Below are 15,795 nucleotides of genomic sequence, written 5' to 3' on the forward strand. Positions count from 1 at the left end.
ATTTTCTGAAAGGTAAGTTTGGAACAAGTATGCATAAAAAAGTGAGATTATGGCTGGGAAATATGGTTTGAAAAAATCAATAATTCATTTCCAGCCTTTTTTGTCCCAGCTCTATAGTTTAATTGGATTTGTATCTTTGAATATTCTTGATATAAATCATTGATGAGCTCACAATCATCATATGTAAGTACCCATTTGTAGGTGAGGGTGCGAATCACATTTGAAAGTTCAACATGATCGCTCTCACTATAATAATTCTCGTAGAGTAATGCACCTTTTTTAACATATGGAGGATCAATATTGAGTAGAGTATTTTCAGTATCATAATTATAAATTGTTTTTGATAAAAATACTGACGCATCTTGATTGAATATTTCTATATTATTTTTTTGATCACCGATAAGTTTAATTCGATCAATAAGTGTAGATTTATTAAACCTAGCATTGATTTTATATTTTCCAGTTTGGTCTGCTCCACCTATTGGACCTCCTTGAATAATGCCTGATACATTAGTTCTGTTAAGGAAAAAAGTAGAGAAACCAACTTCAAGTATCGAATATTGGCTAGGGTTTTTATAGTATATTTTTTGGATATTTCGTGTATCAATACATACTTCACATGCCTCGATAAGTTCTATGAATTCTTCTGTATGGTCAATACAAGATTTCCAGAAACAATAGATATGGTAATCGAAATCATTTAGGATAATTTTTGAAACTTGCTTATTAAACAAAAGTTTAAGGGCTAAGCCTGATCCTCCCGCGAAGGGTTCAATGTAGATTCCATTGAAGGCATTTCTTTCAACGATGGGAAGGATCTTATGATATAAAGCTGATTTACCACCGGGATATCTCAACGGGGAAAGAAAAGATGCCATACTAACCTCCTTGTTGCGCTAGTCTATCATTGAAAATGTAGTATGGGTATAGAAACTATGTGTTATGCGATAAAATAATTGATTATAGCAAGTAATCCATGCCTTGGAAGCATTATTAAGCTCTCAGAGGAAAGAAGGAAGCTGCTTGGATCATGAACTACCCAATTTAGCGGGTTTGCTGTAAGGTTATAGTCAGAAAAAATATTTATAAAATATTCTTGTATCCTTTTGTCAGAAACATAATTAGATATAGAACTTTCTTTACAAAAACGCTCAATGATTACACTTAATTTCATATTGTCATGGGTAGCAATTTCTTGCCAAATAAATTTGTCAGAATTGAGGATCTTATGTGTTTGAGAATAATATTTTATAGAATATTCTAACAAACTTCTTGTTAGGAATGCTCCACAAATTGGAAAATCTTCAATCATGCGTTTTCGCGAAATAATTGCAATTTCCTTACAAATCTGTATTAGCCCATGGCAAAGTTGATTCGTTCTATCTAAATGAGAGGGATCAAGACCTTCAAAGAAATAGGGCAATTGTTTGCCTGAAGGTCGTAGTGGAGGATTACTACTTTCCGTTGGGCTTAAAGTCCTTGATTTATTTGTTGAATCAGTTTGCGGGGAGGCGTTAACCTGGGCATCTGGTTGGAAAATTTCAGTAGAATCCTTAGTTTGTGAATCATCTGCTGATTGAGTTAAATGTAGTTGCTTCAACTCGGGTATGATTTCTTCGATTAATGTTTTGATGTTTTTGTCCTTCAAAGAGGACCTTGTATTTAAAGTATTATCAATAAATGCTTTTCGAGTAAACTCAACAATAATCTTATCTAATTTTTGTTTTGTAATATAACTTGTATTTGAGACAAGATTGTAGTCATCATCAAATGAGAGATTTAGTAAAGAGGTGGCTTCTCTGGTTCTCAATATTCGAATTAGCTTATCTGGTTCAATAGTTAGTAAAGTCAATTTCTTTTTTTCATCATCTTTCCAGATATTGGATGAGATACCTTGATTAAGTATTTTATAATTACAGATAAACTTTTTAGTATCTGAAGAAGACAACATCAATATATCTGCAATCTCTTGAGATGATTTGCCTTGAATATAATAATCATATGATATTCTCCATTTGGAAACTGATGACCATTGTTTAACACCTTCAATATGTCGTGCTGCAAGATAAGGCATGGCTTGCTCGCGTGATTCTACAAGATCTATGGGAATGGTGGTAATTTCATCAAGTAAAGCTGCGCTCGGATGTGGGAATATTCTCTCATAAGACTTAGGTACTAGCTTTCTATCGAGAAACATCTGATAGATAGCTGTACGTCTATTTCCTTCTAGAACGATATTCTCATTATTTTCCTTGACTACTACTATTCGCTCTCCTGGTAACAATACCCCCATGTCATTGATTTTTTTAGACAATGAAATGAGGTCTTCATTAATCAACATGTATTCACGAATATCTTTTTGGCTGGAACTCACAGATACTTTGAATCTAGGATTCTTTTCGTCAAGCTTTAGTTGTAAAGGAGAGAAAGACGTGATTTTGAACATGATTAATACCTCCAAACCTAGCCACTTATATATACTTATAGCAATCATGGTTGATCATGAATGCCAATAAGTCAAACAAAACCTATAAAAATCATGAATTATGAGTCAATTTTTTTCTATGGTTGTATTTTTAACTATTATTCCTTCTGTAACTTGCAGTACATCCCTAAAATCTTCCACAAGAAAATGAGAATAATGTTCTGTCATCGATGCAGTTGCGTGGCCAGTTATCTTTCTGGTCTTTTCTGCATTCACCCCTTGTGAAAGGAGCTGGGAGTTCAGAAAATGACGCCACGAATGGAAAGTGATGTTTCTTTTTTCACGTTCCTTTTCGCTGATTCCTTTAGCGATTAGTGCCTGGTAAAGGCCATTCCTGATCGTCTTTGAGCTCAATGGGATTCCTGCTATAGAAAAAACTCGATCACATTTTTCAACATGCCTACATAGTTCTATAAGAGTAGCCATCAGGCGAGGGGGTAGGGGAAGATCCCTTGAATCTCCTGTTTTTGTGTCTTTAAGAGCTCCTTGAAGATCCACACTGTGTTGAATATGAATATATCCATCTTTGATATCTGAAGGCCGTAGTGCCCTGATTTCACCTAATCTCATTCCAGTGCATGCAGCCAGCAAGGAAGCTGCATAAGCAACCGGATTATCCCAATATGCTAGATTTGTCAGGAGGTCCTTTGCTTCCTCGAGTGTCAGGATCCCTCGAGCTTTGCTGTTTTTTGCCAATGTCCTTACCTCGCTGCATGGATTGGTTGGGATAATATTTTGGCGTCTGGCCTCATCCATCATTACAGAGAGGATTGAGAGGATGTTGTTTGCGCTTTTTGGTGCTAGCTTTTTTTTATCCAGGAGATAACGCTGCCAGTTTTCAATTTTGTTGGTAGTGATCTCTGATAGTGGTGAAGGGCCAAAAGTGGGAAGGATATACTTCTCCATAAGCTGTCGGTTGGTCTTGATATATTGTTGTGTGAGGACCCTTCCACGAAGAGCCTCAGCTTTGATATAGCTACATCCCTCTTTCCACCAAGTTAGGGTGTATTCTTTGAGCGTCAAGGCTGGAGCGGGTTTCTTCCTGTCTGGGATAAGTGAGTTTGTTCTATAGAGTTCCATGACATAGGCCATCGCCTGGGTCTTTGTCATGCATCCTGTAGAGAATTTTCTCCTACAACCAGACTCATCATACACCACGTAATAAAAAACAATCTTGTTTCCCATTTTCCTTTTGTATAATGTAAACGGTTCTCTTGCTCTCATAATCAGCCCCTTCGGATTCTTACTGTGCACACAACTGTGCACAGTAGTAAAAACTGTTCCAAAAATTGCTGGGTTATGCGAAACAATAAAAAAGGCAAACCTGAAGCAATTTCTTGCATATCAAAGGTTTGCCAATAGTGCCCAGGAAAAGACTCGAACTTTCACGACCTTGCGGCCACTAGGACCTGAACCTAGCGCGTCTACCAGTTCCGCCACCTGGGCGCAGTGCAAACTATAGAGTATTTTTGGATTGTATGTCAACAGAGTTTATTTTGAAATCAGCACTGTTGCCTGTGCTATGATCGCTTCCCCTTTTCCCACTTCGTTGAGCATCCCTTCAGCAGTCTTGGCCTTTACGGAAACCTGGTCAACGCTGATTTCCAGGAGTTTTGCGAGGTTCATGCGTATTGCATCAATATGTTCCCGCAGCTTTGGTCGCTGAAGGATGATGGTGGTGTCGAGGTTCTCGATGGAGTAGGGGGGCAGATCCTCCTTGAGGACCCGTTTGAGGAGTTCCTGGCTATCTACATCCTTGTAGGCAGGGTCTGTGTCAGGGAAATGGGACCCTATGTCCCCTTTTGCAAGGGAGCCCAGGATGGAATCGATGATTGCATGGATCAGGACATCGCCATCGCTGTGGCCGGCCTCTCCCTTGTCATGGGGGATGTGACAGCCTCCCAGGATGAGCTTCCGGTCTTTGACCAGGGGGTGAATATCCCATCCACTGCCAATTCTCATGGTTGGGCTTCCTCTCTCTTTACCTGGCTCATCGCCTGTTCAAGGGCAATTGCGGCCTTTGCCTTTCTCTTGCCTTCCTCAAGGTTCGTTAGATATTGGTCTATCTGCTCTTCAGCATCAGGGATATCTTCGATGTAGGTAATCTTGCGATTGGCGCGATCCCCTTCACAGATACCCACGCTCATGCCAAAATCGGTAAAGACCTGGGTATCATCGACATAGCTCTTGCCATTTGTGCTGGCGCTCTGGTGGGCTGTAAGAATCTCAGGATAGTGGAAGATCTGGGGGGTCTGGACAGCTACCGTTTCTGCCCTTGCAATGTGGGAGACGATGATGCCATTGGCATCAATGCTCTTCAGTGCATCGGTAGGGGGAAGGGCAGGGACTGCCCCTCCAAACACCGTAGCTGTTGCCAGGGTGCGTATGATCAGGTCAGAGGTAACGAAGCAACGTGCCCCATCATGGATCGCTACATAGTCGATGGGAAGGGACATGGTTCCAAGCATCTTCAAGGCGTTGAAGACAGACTGCTGCCTGTCCTTCCCCCCTTGTACCAGGATGATTGGGATAAAATTCTGCTCAAACAGATCTTCCAAGGCAACTGCGCACTGGTCCTCCATCCCTTCGGGGTGGGTGACCAGGATGGCCCTACAGTTCGGGATCTGCAAAAAAGGCTCTATCGACCGAAAGAGCACCGAGTGCCCATCGATGGAGAGATACTCCTTCTTGACACCATGGCCTTGCTTGTTGAACCTATCGCTGCTGCCAGCAGCCGTCACGATTACCGCATGTTCTGGAAAACCCATGCTATTTCTCCAGACGGGAGAAGACAAGCAGTTCGATCTCCTTCTTGTCCCTGTCCATAGAGTAGGCTGTCTCATCTATGAGAAGCCTCAGGGCATTGTCGTACAGTTTGCGTTCCTGGACAGGCAACTCCTTGATCTTGCTACGGTGGTAGAGGGCCTGCACAACCTTGGCTATGGAGGCTATGGAACCCTGCCTGAGCAGGTCGACATTCATCTGGTAGCGGGCCTTCCAGTCAACTGGCATAGGCTCGTACTTGCTTGAAATGGTGTCGATGGCAGCCTGTGCCTCTTCCTGGGGAACGATAGCCCTGATGCCCATCTCATCTGACTTGTCCACCGGTATCATGACAGTCATGTCGGAGATATCCAGATAGATGACATAGTAGAGGGTCTGTGCACCTCTGAAGATGCGCTCTTCAACGCGCTTAATGACGCCTACACCTTGTAAAGGGTAGACAACGTGGTCACCAACTGAAAACTGAACATAATCCTGCAATGAACTCATAGGCCCATTATACCCTATTTTTACGCTTAGAACAAGCAAGGCCAAAGTAATTGCAATACTGCGACCAATAGCCACAAACCTCATGAATAGGGTATAGTTACAACCATGGAACACCTAAAACGAAGATGTGGCGTGCTGCTGCACCCTACATCGTTGCCCTCTACACATGGAATTGGATGTTTTGGCGATGAGGCCCTTGCCTTTGTCGACCTACTTAAGAGCGCCAAGGTAACACTTTGGCAGATACTTCCACTCGGCCCTACCGGCTATGGGGACTCTCCCTATGCTGCCCGTTCGACCTTTGCCGGGAACGAGCTGCTCATCGATTTGAAGACCCTCGCCTATGATGGCTACCTGGAAGTGGAAGATGTCCTGGTCGCCCCAGAATTCCCTCTCGACCGCATCGACTATGAGGCGGTGAGGAAGTTCAAGGAGCCGCTGCTTGTCAAGGCAGCAGATGCTTTCTTGGCCGACAACGAGCCGGAGATAACTGCCCAGTATGAGGCTTTCTGCAAGGAAAACGCCTGGTGGCTTGACGACTATGCCCTCTATCAGGTGTTGTGTGGGGTGTATAACGACTCACGTTGGTACTCGGTATGGCCCGAGGCCTTGCGCCTTCGCGACAGCGAAGCGCTACTTGAAGCCCGTTCTACCCATGCAATTGAGATAGAGCGGTTCAAGGTCCTGCAGTTCCTCTTCTTTTCCCAATATGCAAGGGTCAAGGAGTATGCCAACCAGCACCAGGTCTCCATAGTTGGGGACATCCCCATATTCGTGGCTCCTGACAGCGTCGATGCCTGGGCGAACCGCCATCTCTTCAAGATGGATGCCCAAGGTGTGCAGACCGCCTCCAGCGGTGTCCCACCAGATGCCTTCTCTGACGAAGGCCAGCACTGGGGAAACCCTGTCTACAACTGGAAAGAGCACGAGAAGGATGGATTTGCCTGGTGGATCAAGAGGATTGAGAAGACCCTTGAGGTATGTGACATCATAAGGATCGACCACTTCAGGGGCTTTGCCGCCTACTGGGAGATCCCCAAGGGAGAGCAGACTGCCATCAACGGCAAATGGGTTCCCTCTCCAGGGAAAAAACTCTTTGCTGCGCTGAAGAAAGCCCTTGGTGATGACATCCCCCTCATTGCCGAAGACTTGGGGGTCATCACAGCCGATGTGGAAGAGCTGCGTGACTCCAACAACCTGCCGGGGATGAAGATCCTGCAGTTTGCCTTTGGCCTGAAGGATGGGGCACTGGATACCACCAACCTCTATCTTCCCCACAACTGCCAGTACAACAGCGTCATCTACACAGGAACCCATGACAACAACACCACCCGGGGTTGGTACTCTGCCCTTGACCCTACGACCAAGGACAAGGTACGCCGCTATCTTGAGGCACCCGATGACCAGATCGTTTGGCAGATGATCCGTGTCATGCTGCTCTCTGCATCCAAGGATGCGGTGCTTCCCATGCAGGACCTGCTGGACCTTGGCGCCGAGGCCCGCATGAACGTACCCTCGACCTGTGGGCAGAGCAACTGGAGCTGGAGGCTGAAGAGTCTGGATATCGAAGAGTGGCGGATCGATCGCCTGCGCGGCCTTATTGAGATATACGGGCGGGAAGGGCTCTAGAACTGGCTTACAAGGTAGGTGAGCAGTTCCAGCACATCCTCCTCCGTGCATCGATCCATTACCATTTGGAGGGCTTGCCTATCGTAGGTGACGCCCTCCAATGTTTCTACCATCCTCTCAGCAATAGAGGTATCCAGTGAATCGGTGAAGAGGTGCACCTTGACTATCATCTTCCTGTCGACATCGAGGCTGAGTGTCCCTTCACCCCAGCTGAACCGATGGTTCAGTGAGTGGGTGAACTGCGGGGTCTTCTCCAGGATCAGGTCCCTGTCCCCAAAGAGCCTGTAGTTGGCCTTGGCCTCTTCGAGCTCCTTGAAATCGATCTCCACGACAGGTGTGGTCCCATATTTTTCGCAGAAGGCATCGATGAGGGCTTTCTGTACCTCTTCTGTGGTGATGTCCTTCTTTGCCTCACTGAGGTTGCTTACCCGGGAAGCTACCGATTTTACCGCCTTTGAGGCCAGTTTGGTTTCGCTCGGGGTAAGGTAGTTGGCCATCACACTAAGGTCGCTGGTAATGAGCAGCGTCCCATGGTGGCAGAATCGGGTGGCGGTGGTCTGGAAGGCATTGCCCGAGATCTTCTTGCCGTCAAGCAGGATGTCGTTTCGCCCTGAGAGCGTGCACTCTATTCCCAGATTCCTGAGACCCTGGAGGACCAGGTTGAAGTTCTCCTCTTTCGTGGAGGACTCCTTTTTCCCAATCAAGGTAAAGCAGAGGTTCCCCCTGTCATGGTAGACAGCCCCGCCTCCGCTCTTCCTCCGTACCAGCTGGACGGAGTCTTCCTCCATCCTCTCTAGATTGCACTCGCTATAGGGGTTTTGGAAGCGCCCGATGACGATACACGGGTCATTCACCCACAGGTAGAGGATGTGGTCTATATCCTGGTCAATGAGATAGGCTTCTCCTGCCAGATTTGCCGCACAGTCATGTGTTGTTGCAAGGTATATGGCTCTGTTCATAAACCCACTCTATCTTTCTTGAGGGCCACTATGCTATAGTCTTGACCATGAATATCATCCTTTTTGACCATTTGGAGGGGGAAAACGCCCTTCCTCTCTCTGATTACCGAGCCTCCCACATACAGAAAATTCTGAAACTTGGCATAGGGGGACAATTCCTTGCCGGGGTGGTGAACAGAGCAAAAGGGGTTGCGACCATCCTCAATATTGACAAGGAAAACCTCTGGTTCAGCTTTCGGGAAGGGCCCTCATCACATCCCTTGTATCCAATAACCCTTCTGGTAGCCCAGGTCAGGCCCATCTGCATGCGGAGGATCCTGAGGGAAGCTGTAAGCCTGGGAGTAGAACGGATCATACTCAGCGGAAGTGATACGACAGAGAAATCCTATGCGGATGCCAACCTCTACAAGAGTGGGGAGTACCGGTCCATCCTCCTCGACGGAGCGATGCAAAGCGGGGAGACGGGGGTGAGTGAAGTTGTCTTTGCCCCTTCCATCGAAAGTGCCATCACTCAGGTTGATCCCTCATCGCTGAGAATCTTCCTGGACAATGTGCTGCAGGGCAGGCCCCTTTCGACGTTTGACATCCCCATCCAGCCTGCAGTGCTGGCCATCGGGGGTGAAAGAGGGTTCACCGACCGTGAGCGTTCCCTATTCGTTGCGTCTGGGTTTGTTCCAGCCTCGCTTGGCAAGCGGATCCTCAGGACCGAAACCGCCTGCACCTCAGGCTTGGGCGTCCTGATGGGAAGGATGGGATTGTTGTAGGCCCTTGCCCTTGGGCGCCGTTGTTTGCATAATGGGCAAAGTAGAATAAGGAGTTGACCATGGCCCACTGTATCGTACCTGAAGCTGAAGAGATCCTCGATAAGGAATTCCCTGTCCTCGATCACGGTTTTGTCCGCCTTGTAGACTATCTGGGAAGCGATGAACGCATCGTCCAGAGTGCCCGTGTCTCTTATGGCAGTGGTACAAAGACCTACCGGCAGGACAAGGGCCTGATAACCTACCTCCTACGGAACGACCACACCTCTCCCTTTGAACAGGTCAACTTCACCTTCCATGTCCGCATGCCCATCTTTGTGGCACGGCAGTGGATCCGTCACAGGACAGGAAGGGTCAATGAGATCAGCGGAAGGTACAGTGTCATGAGTGACGACTGCTACCGCCCCGATCCCCAGCACATCAACTTCCAGAGCGAGGACAACAAGCAGGGCCGAAAGCCCGAGGCTGTCGATCCTGCAGTAGCCCAGCAGGTCCTTGACCTGCTCGCTGAAGACCAGAAGAGAAGCTATGAAAACTACCAGAAGTTGCTGGATATGGGAATTGCACGGGAACTTGCAAGGATCGACCTACCACTCAGCCTCTATACCGAGTGGTACTGGCAGATGGATTTGCACAACCTCTTCCATTTCCTGCAGCTGCGCCTCGATCCCCATGCCCAGTATGAGATCCGCATCTACGCCCAGACCATCCTTGAGATGATACGCAAGGTCTGCCCGATAGCAACCGAGGCCTTTGAGGAGCACAAGAGGGGGGCAAAGACCTTCAGTGCAAGTGAACTTGAAGCCTTGAAGGCAGTGTTGAAGGGTGAGGAGAATCCGCTGAAGGGCAGGGCCAAGGACCTCTTTGACGAGAAGCTTACCTAAGCTTGCTCGCCTTCCTTTTCCGCTTGTACTCTTTCTTGGTCAGCGGTGGAGGGGGAAGGGTGGGTTTCATGGTCAGCAGGACAGGCTCATTCAAAAGATCCTGCAACAGCTTGATCGACTTGGTGAAATAGAAGCCGTCGGTGATCCTCTCGTCGACGGTAAAGCCCACCTCCATCGTGTCGGAGTGTGTCTTCACATCCCCCACCGTCTTGTGGACCCTTCTTAGGATTCCCATGGTTGCGAACAGGCTGGTGGTACCCCATTCATAGAGGTGGTGGTGGGGGCTTCCCCCGCCAAGGCCAATGCTGCCCATGTTGCTGATGAAGATGGTGGTATGGAGCCCATCGGCATCCCTAAGGGCCTTGGGTGCATTTCCTTTGCGATCGAGAAACCCTGCCAGACCGACCAGCATCTTGATGAACCAGTTGGGAAAGCCCATGAAAAAGAGGATTGCCTTGTCGGTAAAGTTTTCGTTTGCCGGTTCCCTCTGGGCGATGATAGCATCGTCGATGATCTTCGAAATTTCGGGCAAGGTCATCTCAGGGGTAAAATACAGGGGCATGCTGTGTTCAGGGGCATCATCCTTATAGTCTTCCTTGACGATGAAATTGACAGAGAGCTCGGTGCGTTGCCAATACTTGTAGTTTGCCACAAACCTGTTCAGTTCAGGCCTAAGGGATATGGTCCGCATCAAGGCTGCAATGAAGAGTTCGAATATCCTATAGGTAGAACCATCGGGACGCTTGTTCTGCTTGATGAATGCCACTGCATTGGTCAGGTCCAACACCATGTTCTGATAGACCAGGGAATCACACCTTTTTGGCATGATATAGGGAAAGATCTGCTTATAGGTTGGAACCTCATAGATTCTGATGGCATCGTTGCGTTTGCTCATGAATTAGCACCCCTCCGGTAACAATGGTTTGAGTGTACTCCATGGGTATCTACCCACGCAAGTCAACAAAGAGAGGAATAGCCACTCATTCTTGTTTGTCTAGCGGTTTCTGCATCCTATTACCTGCAATGAGGGCCACCCTTTTCTGATAACTCTTTTTCATGGCAGCCTCAAAGCTCTTGTCAGTGGGGTAGCTGTAGCCAAAAGTTGGTTCCCAGAGCGAAGGATCTTCCATGCAGAGGTAGAAGAAGGGGCCATCTTCTTTCCACCTTTCTGGAAAGCAGGAGTAGGCGAATGAGAAGAGTTCCCTCTTCGTTTCGAGAGGATAGGAGTATTTCCCCGCGGCCGGGGTCAGCTCCATGTCCAGGATACGGCTCTCCCTCTTCTGGCTTCTCAGTTCTCGAAGCACTGCCTTGGTAAAGGTCAGGGTGCCGAAAGAGAACATCACCAGTTCCTCTGGCCTGAAGGTTGCACACACCCTCTCTATAAGGGAGCGGTACTCCTCTTTCCATCCAACGAACCAGACCATGGGGTGGAGGTGGAAGCCAATGGGAATCCCCTTGTCTGCCGCTGCCCTTGCAGCGCCAAGGCGTTGGTCGAGCGTTGCGGTAAGGTGTTCTTCCTTTTCGATGATGGTAGGGGCGTTGAGCGACCAGGTGGCAACGATGTTCGGGCACAGCTGCATATCAACCCAGTCGGTACGATGGCTTTTTGTCTTGAGCTCTATGATTGTCTGGGGATAGCGTCTGGCCAAGGTCTGTAGTGCATCAAGGGTACCGAAATCATTTCCCCACAGGAGTGAGTCGCTGCTCTGCCCTGTGCCGATATGCCAAACGTCCTCTTCCAGCTCAAGGCTCTCCAGCCGTTGCTCTAGATTTCCCACCACCTGAATCTCATGGCTATTGTAGAAGGACTGGATGGAGCAGTAGGAGCATCCGAAGGCGCACTGCTGGACTGCATCGAGGGTCCTGAGGTTGCAACAGCGAGTCTTCTCCCCCTCCACCGGGCAAGGGCAGCGTCCCATCAGCTTGTCATTCTGGACGATGACGCTCTGATACTTGTCGGGCATTCGTTCTGCCGGAAAGAAATGTGCGTACTGTGTGGGTTTTTTCCTTTCCAGGTCAACCTTTTCGATGAGGTCGGAAAGCAGGGCCTTGGCCCTCCTTTTCCCCTGTTGCTTTGCATACCGGCCTTCCTCTATCCAGAGGGAGAGGGGACCCATCTTCCACTGCAGGAGGTCACATGCCGCCTCAATGAGCTGCCTTTGTTCCTGAAAGCTAAAGGAGTAACGGCCATCCAGCTCTGTAAGATATGTTTGTTCACTCTGAGGCAGGCTTTTGAAGAGGATATGTTCCATATGGGCCATTGTACCGGTTCCCGATTGCCAAAACAAGTTCGTATGATTATGCTAGGTGCATGAAACGTGATGATGACAAACCCTACAGCACCGAAACCGAGATAGAGAGTTTCGGCAGCGAGGTCAGAGAAGCCCTTCCCCCTGCCGAGCAGGCTAAGGAGCTTCCCCATGCCAGCGGTGTCTATCTGATGAAGGACAGCAGTGGGACCATCATCTATATCGGAAAGGCCAAGGACCTGCGTAAGCGTGTGGTAAGCTACTTCCTGGCCAACCGCAGTGCCAAGACTGCGGCCCTGGTCAAGAAGATCGTCACCATCGAGCACATCATCACAGGCAATGAGTTCGAGGCCCTCGTCCTGGAAAACAACCTCATCAAGAAATACTCCCCTCATTACAATATCTCCCTGAAGGATGGAAAGAGCTACCAGATGATCCGCATCACCAACGAGCCCTTTCCCAAGGTGTTCAAGACGCGGAGGATCATCAACGACGGATCGCGGTACTTCGGCCCCTTTCCCGATGGGGGCAAGCTGGATCTCTATCTCGACCTCATCGAAAAGCTCTTTCCCCTGCGTCGGTGTGGCATACCCCTGCGTAAGCGCGACAAGCCCTGCCTCTACTACCATATCGGGCTTTGTAGCGGACCCTGCGCTGGCCTCGTCACCCAAGAGGAGTACGCCCGTTCGGTCTCAGCTGTAGTCGACCTGCTGGAAGGCAAGACAGAGGCCCTGGTCAAGAAGCTCAAGGCCGAAATGGCCTCTGCTAGCAAGGCCCTGAACTTCGAGGAGGCTGCTGTCAAGCGTGACCAGCTTGCAGCCATAACGACAACCTCAAGCGAACAACAGGTGCAGGATTTTGTGCAGGAGAGCCGTGATTACGCTGCCATTGAGATGCGAGGGCCCCTGTGTACCATATCGCTGATGCAGATGCGTGACGGACGGCTCATCGGCCGTGCCCTGTACAGGGCCGAAACCCTGGGCGAGGAGACTGAGACCCTACTCAACTTTTTGGTCCAGTACTATGCCGACGGGATGAAGCTACCCCAGTTCCTCTATGTCTCCCACGAGATAGATGTTGACCTCATCAGGCAGTACTTCGAGCAGCAGCTTGGTGGACGCCTTGAGGTGAGCCTTCCCCTGGATGGCAAGCACTTCAGGATACTGAGGATGGCAAGGGAGAATGCCTCCAGGGATGTGGAGAAGCGACTGAAGAGCAAGGACAACAGCCAGGCTCTCGTCGAGCTTGCCCAGGTGCTCAACCTCAACGCACCCCCCTCCCTGATCGAGGGGTTCGACATTGCACAGCTCTCAGGAAAATATACCGTTGCCTCCCTCATCTCGTTTAGGGACGGGAACCCCGACAAACCCAACTATCGCAGGTACAACATCAAGAGCCTGCATGGGAAGATCGACGACTTCGAGTCGATGCGTGAGGCAGCTGCCAGAAGATATACCAAGATACTCAACGAAAAGCTTGAGAGGCCGAACCTCCTCATTGTCGACGGAGGCAAGGGCCAGGTCAATGCGGTACGTGAAATCCTGGATGACCTGGGGATGTTCGACATCCCCATCATCGGCCTCGCCGAGAGGGTGGAGACGATCATATTCGATGATGATCGTCCACCTCTGCTGCTTCCTGAGCATAGCGAAGCCCTCCGCCTGGTCATTGCTGTACGTGACGAGTGCCACCGGTTTGCTACCAGTGCCAACCAGGCTGCAAGAAGCCACGAGGCGTCCTTCCAGTTGCTTGAGTCTGTTGAGGGGATAGGCAAGAAGCGTAGCGTTGCACTGATGAAGAAGTTCGGAAGCCTGGAAGCGATGCTCAGCAAACCGGCAGAAGAGCTGGCAAAGGAGGGGGAGATACCCCTGCCTGTTGCCCAGCGCCTGCTCAAAAGCCTCAATCTCTAGAGGGATGCAAAATTGACTGTGGTGAGTTTTCTCCCCTTGGCGGAAATGATGCGGTAGAGCATCCTCTCCAGCATCAACGGAAGCATCTCGCTGCCCGCTTCCTTGCTCTCCAGGTCGGCATCGGCGCACACCGTTATGATGGCCCTACACTCATCCAGTGAGTAGTTGATCACAGCCTGGTGATAGACACCCTTGTCGCGTGGGTTGCGTATGGGGGAACCCTTGCCGAGGACATTTGCCCCGTTGAAGGCGTCGTACTCGCTAAGGCCATCCTGCATCAGGGTCTTGATGGAGAGCAGCCTTCTGAACTGCCAGAGCAGACCCGATACCAACAGGATTCCCGCTGAGCTGTCGCCACTTCCAAGAATTGCGTGCAAGGAGGCAATGCTCTGCTTGAGGTCCCGTTTGGCTATGAAGGGAAAGAGGGTAAAGGCATCCTCCTGCCTGCTGTGGTGGATGTAGGTCTGGATATCCTCTTCCGTGATGGGGCGGTTCTTGTCTCCTGTCTGCCAGAAGAGGGTGAGCTGGCTTGCGATGGTTCTCAGCTCCTGGGTATTGTTCTCCACCAAGGAGAGCAGGCTATCGATCGCTTCGCTGGTGATGACAAGCCCGTACTTCTGGAAGAAGTTGCGGACCCAGTCAAACTTCTGGTTTTCGAACAGTTCATAGAAGATCTTGGTGTTGTCTTTGGGGACTGCCTTCATCAGCTTGGCCGAGAGTGAGTTCTCCGCACTTATGATGACAAGCGTCGCCGTATCACAGGGGTGGGCAAGGTAGTCGGCGAGGGAAGCCGTCATGGATGCACTGAGGTTTTCAGCCTGGCTGAGTATTACCAGACGATGGTCAGAGAAGAGGGAGTTGTTGTTCAGTGCAACAAGAATCTCCCCATTCTCGGTTTCGAAGGGGTAGAAGCGATGCATCTCGAGCTCGTCACCTGTCTCCTTTTTCAGGGAGTTTCGGATCTCCTTGAGCATCAGTTCCTTTTCCCCGGTTTCGGGACCGAGCAGCAGATAGGCCCTGGCGGTCATGCATAGTTCCTTATCAGGAGGTGCAGTTTCCCGTGGATCTTGCAAGAGCGGGTAATGATGGAGCCCAGGGAGGAGTTTGCGGGGCGCAGCTCGATGTTCCCGTTGGAAGGGTAGTAGAGCTTGAGGGTAATCCCAGGTTCCTCTTCCCCGACGGAAGCCGCCACGATGTCCCCGGTGTTTGCCACATCACACTTTCTCAGGATGGCTACATCGCCATCGAAGATCCCCGCCTCGATCATGCTTTCTCCACGGATCTTGAGGGCAAAATAGGTGTTGCGTGTCGATTTGAGCATGGAAGAGGGGATGTTGAGCAGATACTCGGTGTTCTCCTCGCTCATCAGAGGCAAGCCCGCTGCAATGGTTCCGAGCACAGGGATGGCGATCATTTCCTCACGGGGAAAGTACTCCTCACCGATGACCTCTATGGAGCGGGAGATCCCATCGGTGGTCTTGATGACATTCTTGGTCTCCAGGGCCTTGATGTGGTCATGAGCCGCCTTTACCGAGAAGTTGAAGTGCTCCGCCACCTCCCGTACCGAGGGTGCATAGGTGTTCGTCCTGATAAACTGGCTGATGAACAGGGCCACATCCTTCTGTCGTTCCGTCAACTCTCGCAT

The 15,795-nt window shown here is 49.6% G+C and carries 15 protein-coding genes and 1 tRNA gene; 4 read left to right on the forward strand and 12 right to left on the reverse strand.

Annotated features, from left to right (window positions below):
- Nucleotides 1-47: 47 nt before the first annotated feature.
- The 7 genes from ROJ03_RS04865 to ROJ03_RS04895 form a co-directional block, all read right to left on the reverse strand.
- Nucleotides 48-878, reverse strand: a complete 831-nt coding sequence (locus ROJ03_RS04865) for a DNA adenine methylase (RefSeq protein WP_313725874.1) — start codon at nucleotides 876-878, stop codon at nucleotides 48-50.
- Nucleotides 879-940: 62 nt separating this feature from the next.
- Nucleotides 941-2,446 (reverse strand): hypothetical protein, encoded by a 1,506-nt coding sequence (locus ROJ03_RS04870; protein ID WP_313725875.1) that lies wholly within the window; start codon nucleotides 2,444-2,446, stop codon nucleotides 941-943.
- Between the two features lie 105 nt (nucleotides 2,447-2,551).
- Entirely contained in the window at nucleotides 2,552-3,709 is a 1,158-nt protein-coding gene (locus ROJ03_RS04875; protein ID WP_313725876.1) for a tyrosine-type recombinase/integrase, read from the reverse strand.
- Nucleotides 3,710-3,847: 138 nt separating this feature from the next.
- Nucleotides 3,848-3,931: transfer RNA gene (locus ROJ03_RS04880), tRNA-Leu, on the reverse strand.
- 45 nt (nucleotides 3,932-3,976) lie between these two features.
- Nucleotides 3,977-4,447, reverse strand: coding sequence for a 2-C-methyl-D-erythritol 2,4-cyclodiphosphate synthase (gene ispF, locus ROJ03_RS04885; protein ID WP_313725877.1), 471 nt, complete (start codon nucleotides 4,445-4,447; stop codon nucleotides 3,977-3,979).
- The gene (locus tag ROJ03_RS04890; protein ID WP_313725878.1) at nucleotides 4,444-5,253 is read right to left on the reverse strand and encodes an IspD/TarI family cytidylyltransferase; all 810 of its coding nucleotides are present in this window, start codon (nucleotides 5,251-5,253) and stop codon (nucleotides 4,444-4,446) included. The genes ispF and ROJ03_RS04890 overlap by 4 nt, the downstream gene beginning before the upstream one ends.
- 1 nt (nucleotide 5,254) lies before the next feature.
- Nucleotides 5,255-5,758 carry a CarD family transcriptional regulator gene (locus ROJ03_RS04895; protein WP_313725879.1) on the reverse strand — a complete coding sequence of 168 codons (504 nt, stop codon included), beginning with the start codon at nucleotides 5,756-5,758 and terminating at the stop codon, nucleotides 5,255-5,257.
- 105 nt (nucleotides 5,759-5,863) lie between these two features.
- Between ROJ03_RS04895 and malQ the strand changes: the two genes are divergently transcribed.
- Nucleotides 5,864-7,387 (forward strand): 4-alpha-glucanotransferase, encoded by a 1,524-nt coding sequence (gene malQ / locus ROJ03_RS04900; protein WP_313725880.1) that lies wholly within the window; start codon nucleotides 5,864-5,866, stop codon nucleotides 7,385-7,387.
- Here the strand turns inward: malQ and ROJ03_RS04905 are convergent.
- Nucleotides 7,384-8,346: a lipoate--protein ligase gene (locus tag ROJ03_RS04905; protein ID WP_313725881.1), complete on the reverse strand. Its 963-nt coding sequence runs from the start codon at nucleotides 8,344-8,346 to the stop codon at nucleotides 7,384-7,386. The genes malQ and ROJ03_RS04905 overlap by 4 nt on opposite strands.
- 47 nt (nucleotides 8,347-8,393) lie before the next feature.
- Between ROJ03_RS04905 and ROJ03_RS04910 the strand changes: the two genes are divergently transcribed.
- Nucleotides 8,394-9,110: an RsmE family RNA methyltransferase gene (locus ROJ03_RS04910; RefSeq protein ID WP_313725882.1), complete on the forward strand. Its 717-nt coding sequence runs from the start codon at nucleotides 8,394-8,396 to the stop codon at nucleotides 9,108-9,110.
- 59 nt (nucleotides 9,111-9,169) lie between these two features.
- Nucleotides 9,170-9,991 carry an FAD-dependent thymidylate synthase gene (gene thyX / locus ROJ03_RS04915; RefSeq protein WP_313725883.1) on the forward strand — a complete coding sequence of 274 codons (822 nt, stop codon included), beginning with the start codon at nucleotides 9,170-9,172 and terminating at the stop codon, nucleotides 9,989-9,991.
- Here thyX and ROJ03_RS04920 read toward each other — a convergent pair.
- Both ROJ03_RS04920 and ROJ03_RS04925 read right to left on the reverse strand, forming a co-directional pair.
- Entirely contained in the window at nucleotides 9,984-10,886 is a 903-nt protein-coding gene (locus tag ROJ03_RS04920) for a 2-oxoacid:acceptor oxidoreductase (RefSeq protein ID WP_313725884.1), read from the reverse strand. The genes thyX and ROJ03_RS04920 overlap by 8 nt on opposite strands.
- 85 nt (nucleotides 10,887-10,971) lie before the next feature.
- Nucleotides 10,972-12,243, reverse strand: a complete 1,272-nt coding sequence (locus tag ROJ03_RS04925) for an SPL family radical SAM protein (protein WP_313725885.1) — start codon at nucleotides 12,241-12,243, stop codon at nucleotides 10,972-10,974.
- Nucleotides 12,244-12,302: 59 nt separating this feature from the next.
- Between ROJ03_RS04925 and uvrC the strand changes: the two genes are divergently transcribed.
- On the forward strand, nucleotides 12,303-14,150 hold the full coding sequence (gene uvrC, locus ROJ03_RS04930) for an excinuclease ABC subunit UvrC (protein ID WP_313725886.1): 1,848 nt from the start codon (nucleotides 12,303-12,305) through the stop codon (nucleotides 14,148-14,150).
- Here the strand turns inward: uvrC and holA are convergent.
- A complete protein-coding gene (gene holA, locus ROJ03_RS04935) occupies nucleotides 14,147-15,178 on the reverse strand; it encodes a DNA polymerase III subunit delta (protein ID WP_313725887.1) in 1,032 nt (343 codons plus the stop codon). The genes uvrC and holA overlap by 4 nt on opposite strands.
- Nucleotides 15,175-15,795, reverse strand: a complete 621-nt coding sequence (gene lexA, locus ROJ03_RS04940) for a transcriptional repressor LexA (RefSeq protein WP_313725888.1) — start codon at nucleotides 15,793-15,795, stop codon at nucleotides 15,175-15,177. Before lexA ends, holA begins: the two co-directional genes overlap by 4 nt.

Origin of the sequence: Sphaerochaeta sp. PS (assembly GCF_032144095.1) — a bacterium.
Lineage (GTDB): Bacteria > Spirochaetota > Spirochaetia > Sphaerochaetales > Sphaerochaetaceae > Sphaerochaeta.

Excerpts from the sequence above, each read along its gene's own strand:
- ROJ03_RS04925 (WP_313725885.1), bottom strand. The coding sequence starts at position 12,243 with ATGGAACATATCCTCTTCAAAAGCCTGCCTCAGAGTGAACAAACATAT.
- ROJ03_RS04890 (WP_313725878.1), bottom strand. The coding sequence starts at position 5,253 with ATGGGTTTTCCAGAACATGCGGTAATCGTGACGGCTGCTGGCAGCAGC.
- ispF (WP_313725877.1), bottom strand. The coding sequence starts at position 4,447 with ATGAGAATTGGCAGTGGATGGGATATTCACCCCCTGGTCAAAGACCGG.
- ROJ03_RS04870 (WP_313725875.1), bottom strand. The coding sequence starts at position 2,446 with ATGTTCAAAATCACGTCTTTCTCTCCTTTACAACTAAAGCTTGACGAA.
- thyX (WP_313725883.1), top strand. The coding sequence starts at position 9,170 with ATGGCCCACTGTATCGTACCTGAAGCTGAAGAGATCCTCGATAAGGAA.
- malQ (WP_313725880.1), top strand. The coding sequence starts at position 5,864 with ATGGAACACCTAAAACGAAGATGTGGCGTGCTGCTGCACCCTACATCG.
- ROJ03_RS04865 (WP_313725874.1), bottom strand. The coding sequence starts at position 878 with ATGGCATCTTTTCTTTCCCCGTTGAGATATCCCGGTGGTAAATCAGCT.
- ROJ03_RS04875 (WP_313725876.1), bottom strand. The coding sequence starts at position 3,709 with ATGAGAGCAAGAGAACCGTTTACATTATACAAAAGGAAAATGGGAAAC.
- lexA (WP_313725888.1), bottom strand. The coding sequence starts at position 15,795 with ATGCGAGAGTTGACGGAACGACAGAAGGATGTGGCCCTGTTCATCAGC.
- holA (WP_313725887.1), bottom strand. The coding sequence starts at position 15,178 with ATGACCGCCAGGGCCTATCTGCTGCTCGGTCCCGAAACCGGGGAAAAG.
- uvrC (WP_313725886.1), top strand. The coding sequence starts at position 12,303 with ATGAAACGTGATGATGACAAACCCTACAGCACCGAAACCGAGATAGAG.
- ROJ03_RS04910 (WP_313725882.1), top strand. The coding sequence starts at position 8,394 with ATGAATATCATCCTTTTTGACCATTTGGAGGGGGAAAACGCCCTTCCT.
- ROJ03_RS04895 (WP_313725879.1), bottom strand. The coding sequence starts at position 5,758 with ATGAGTTCATTGCAGGATTATGTTCAGTTTTCAGTTGGTGACCACGTT.
- ROJ03_RS04920 (WP_313725884.1), bottom strand. The coding sequence starts at position 10,886 with ATGAGCAAACGCAACGATGCCATCAGAATCTATGAGGTTCCAACCTAT.
- ROJ03_RS04905 (WP_313725881.1), bottom strand. The coding sequence starts at position 8,346 with ATGAACAGAGCCATATACCTTGCAACAACACATGACTGTGCGGCAAAT.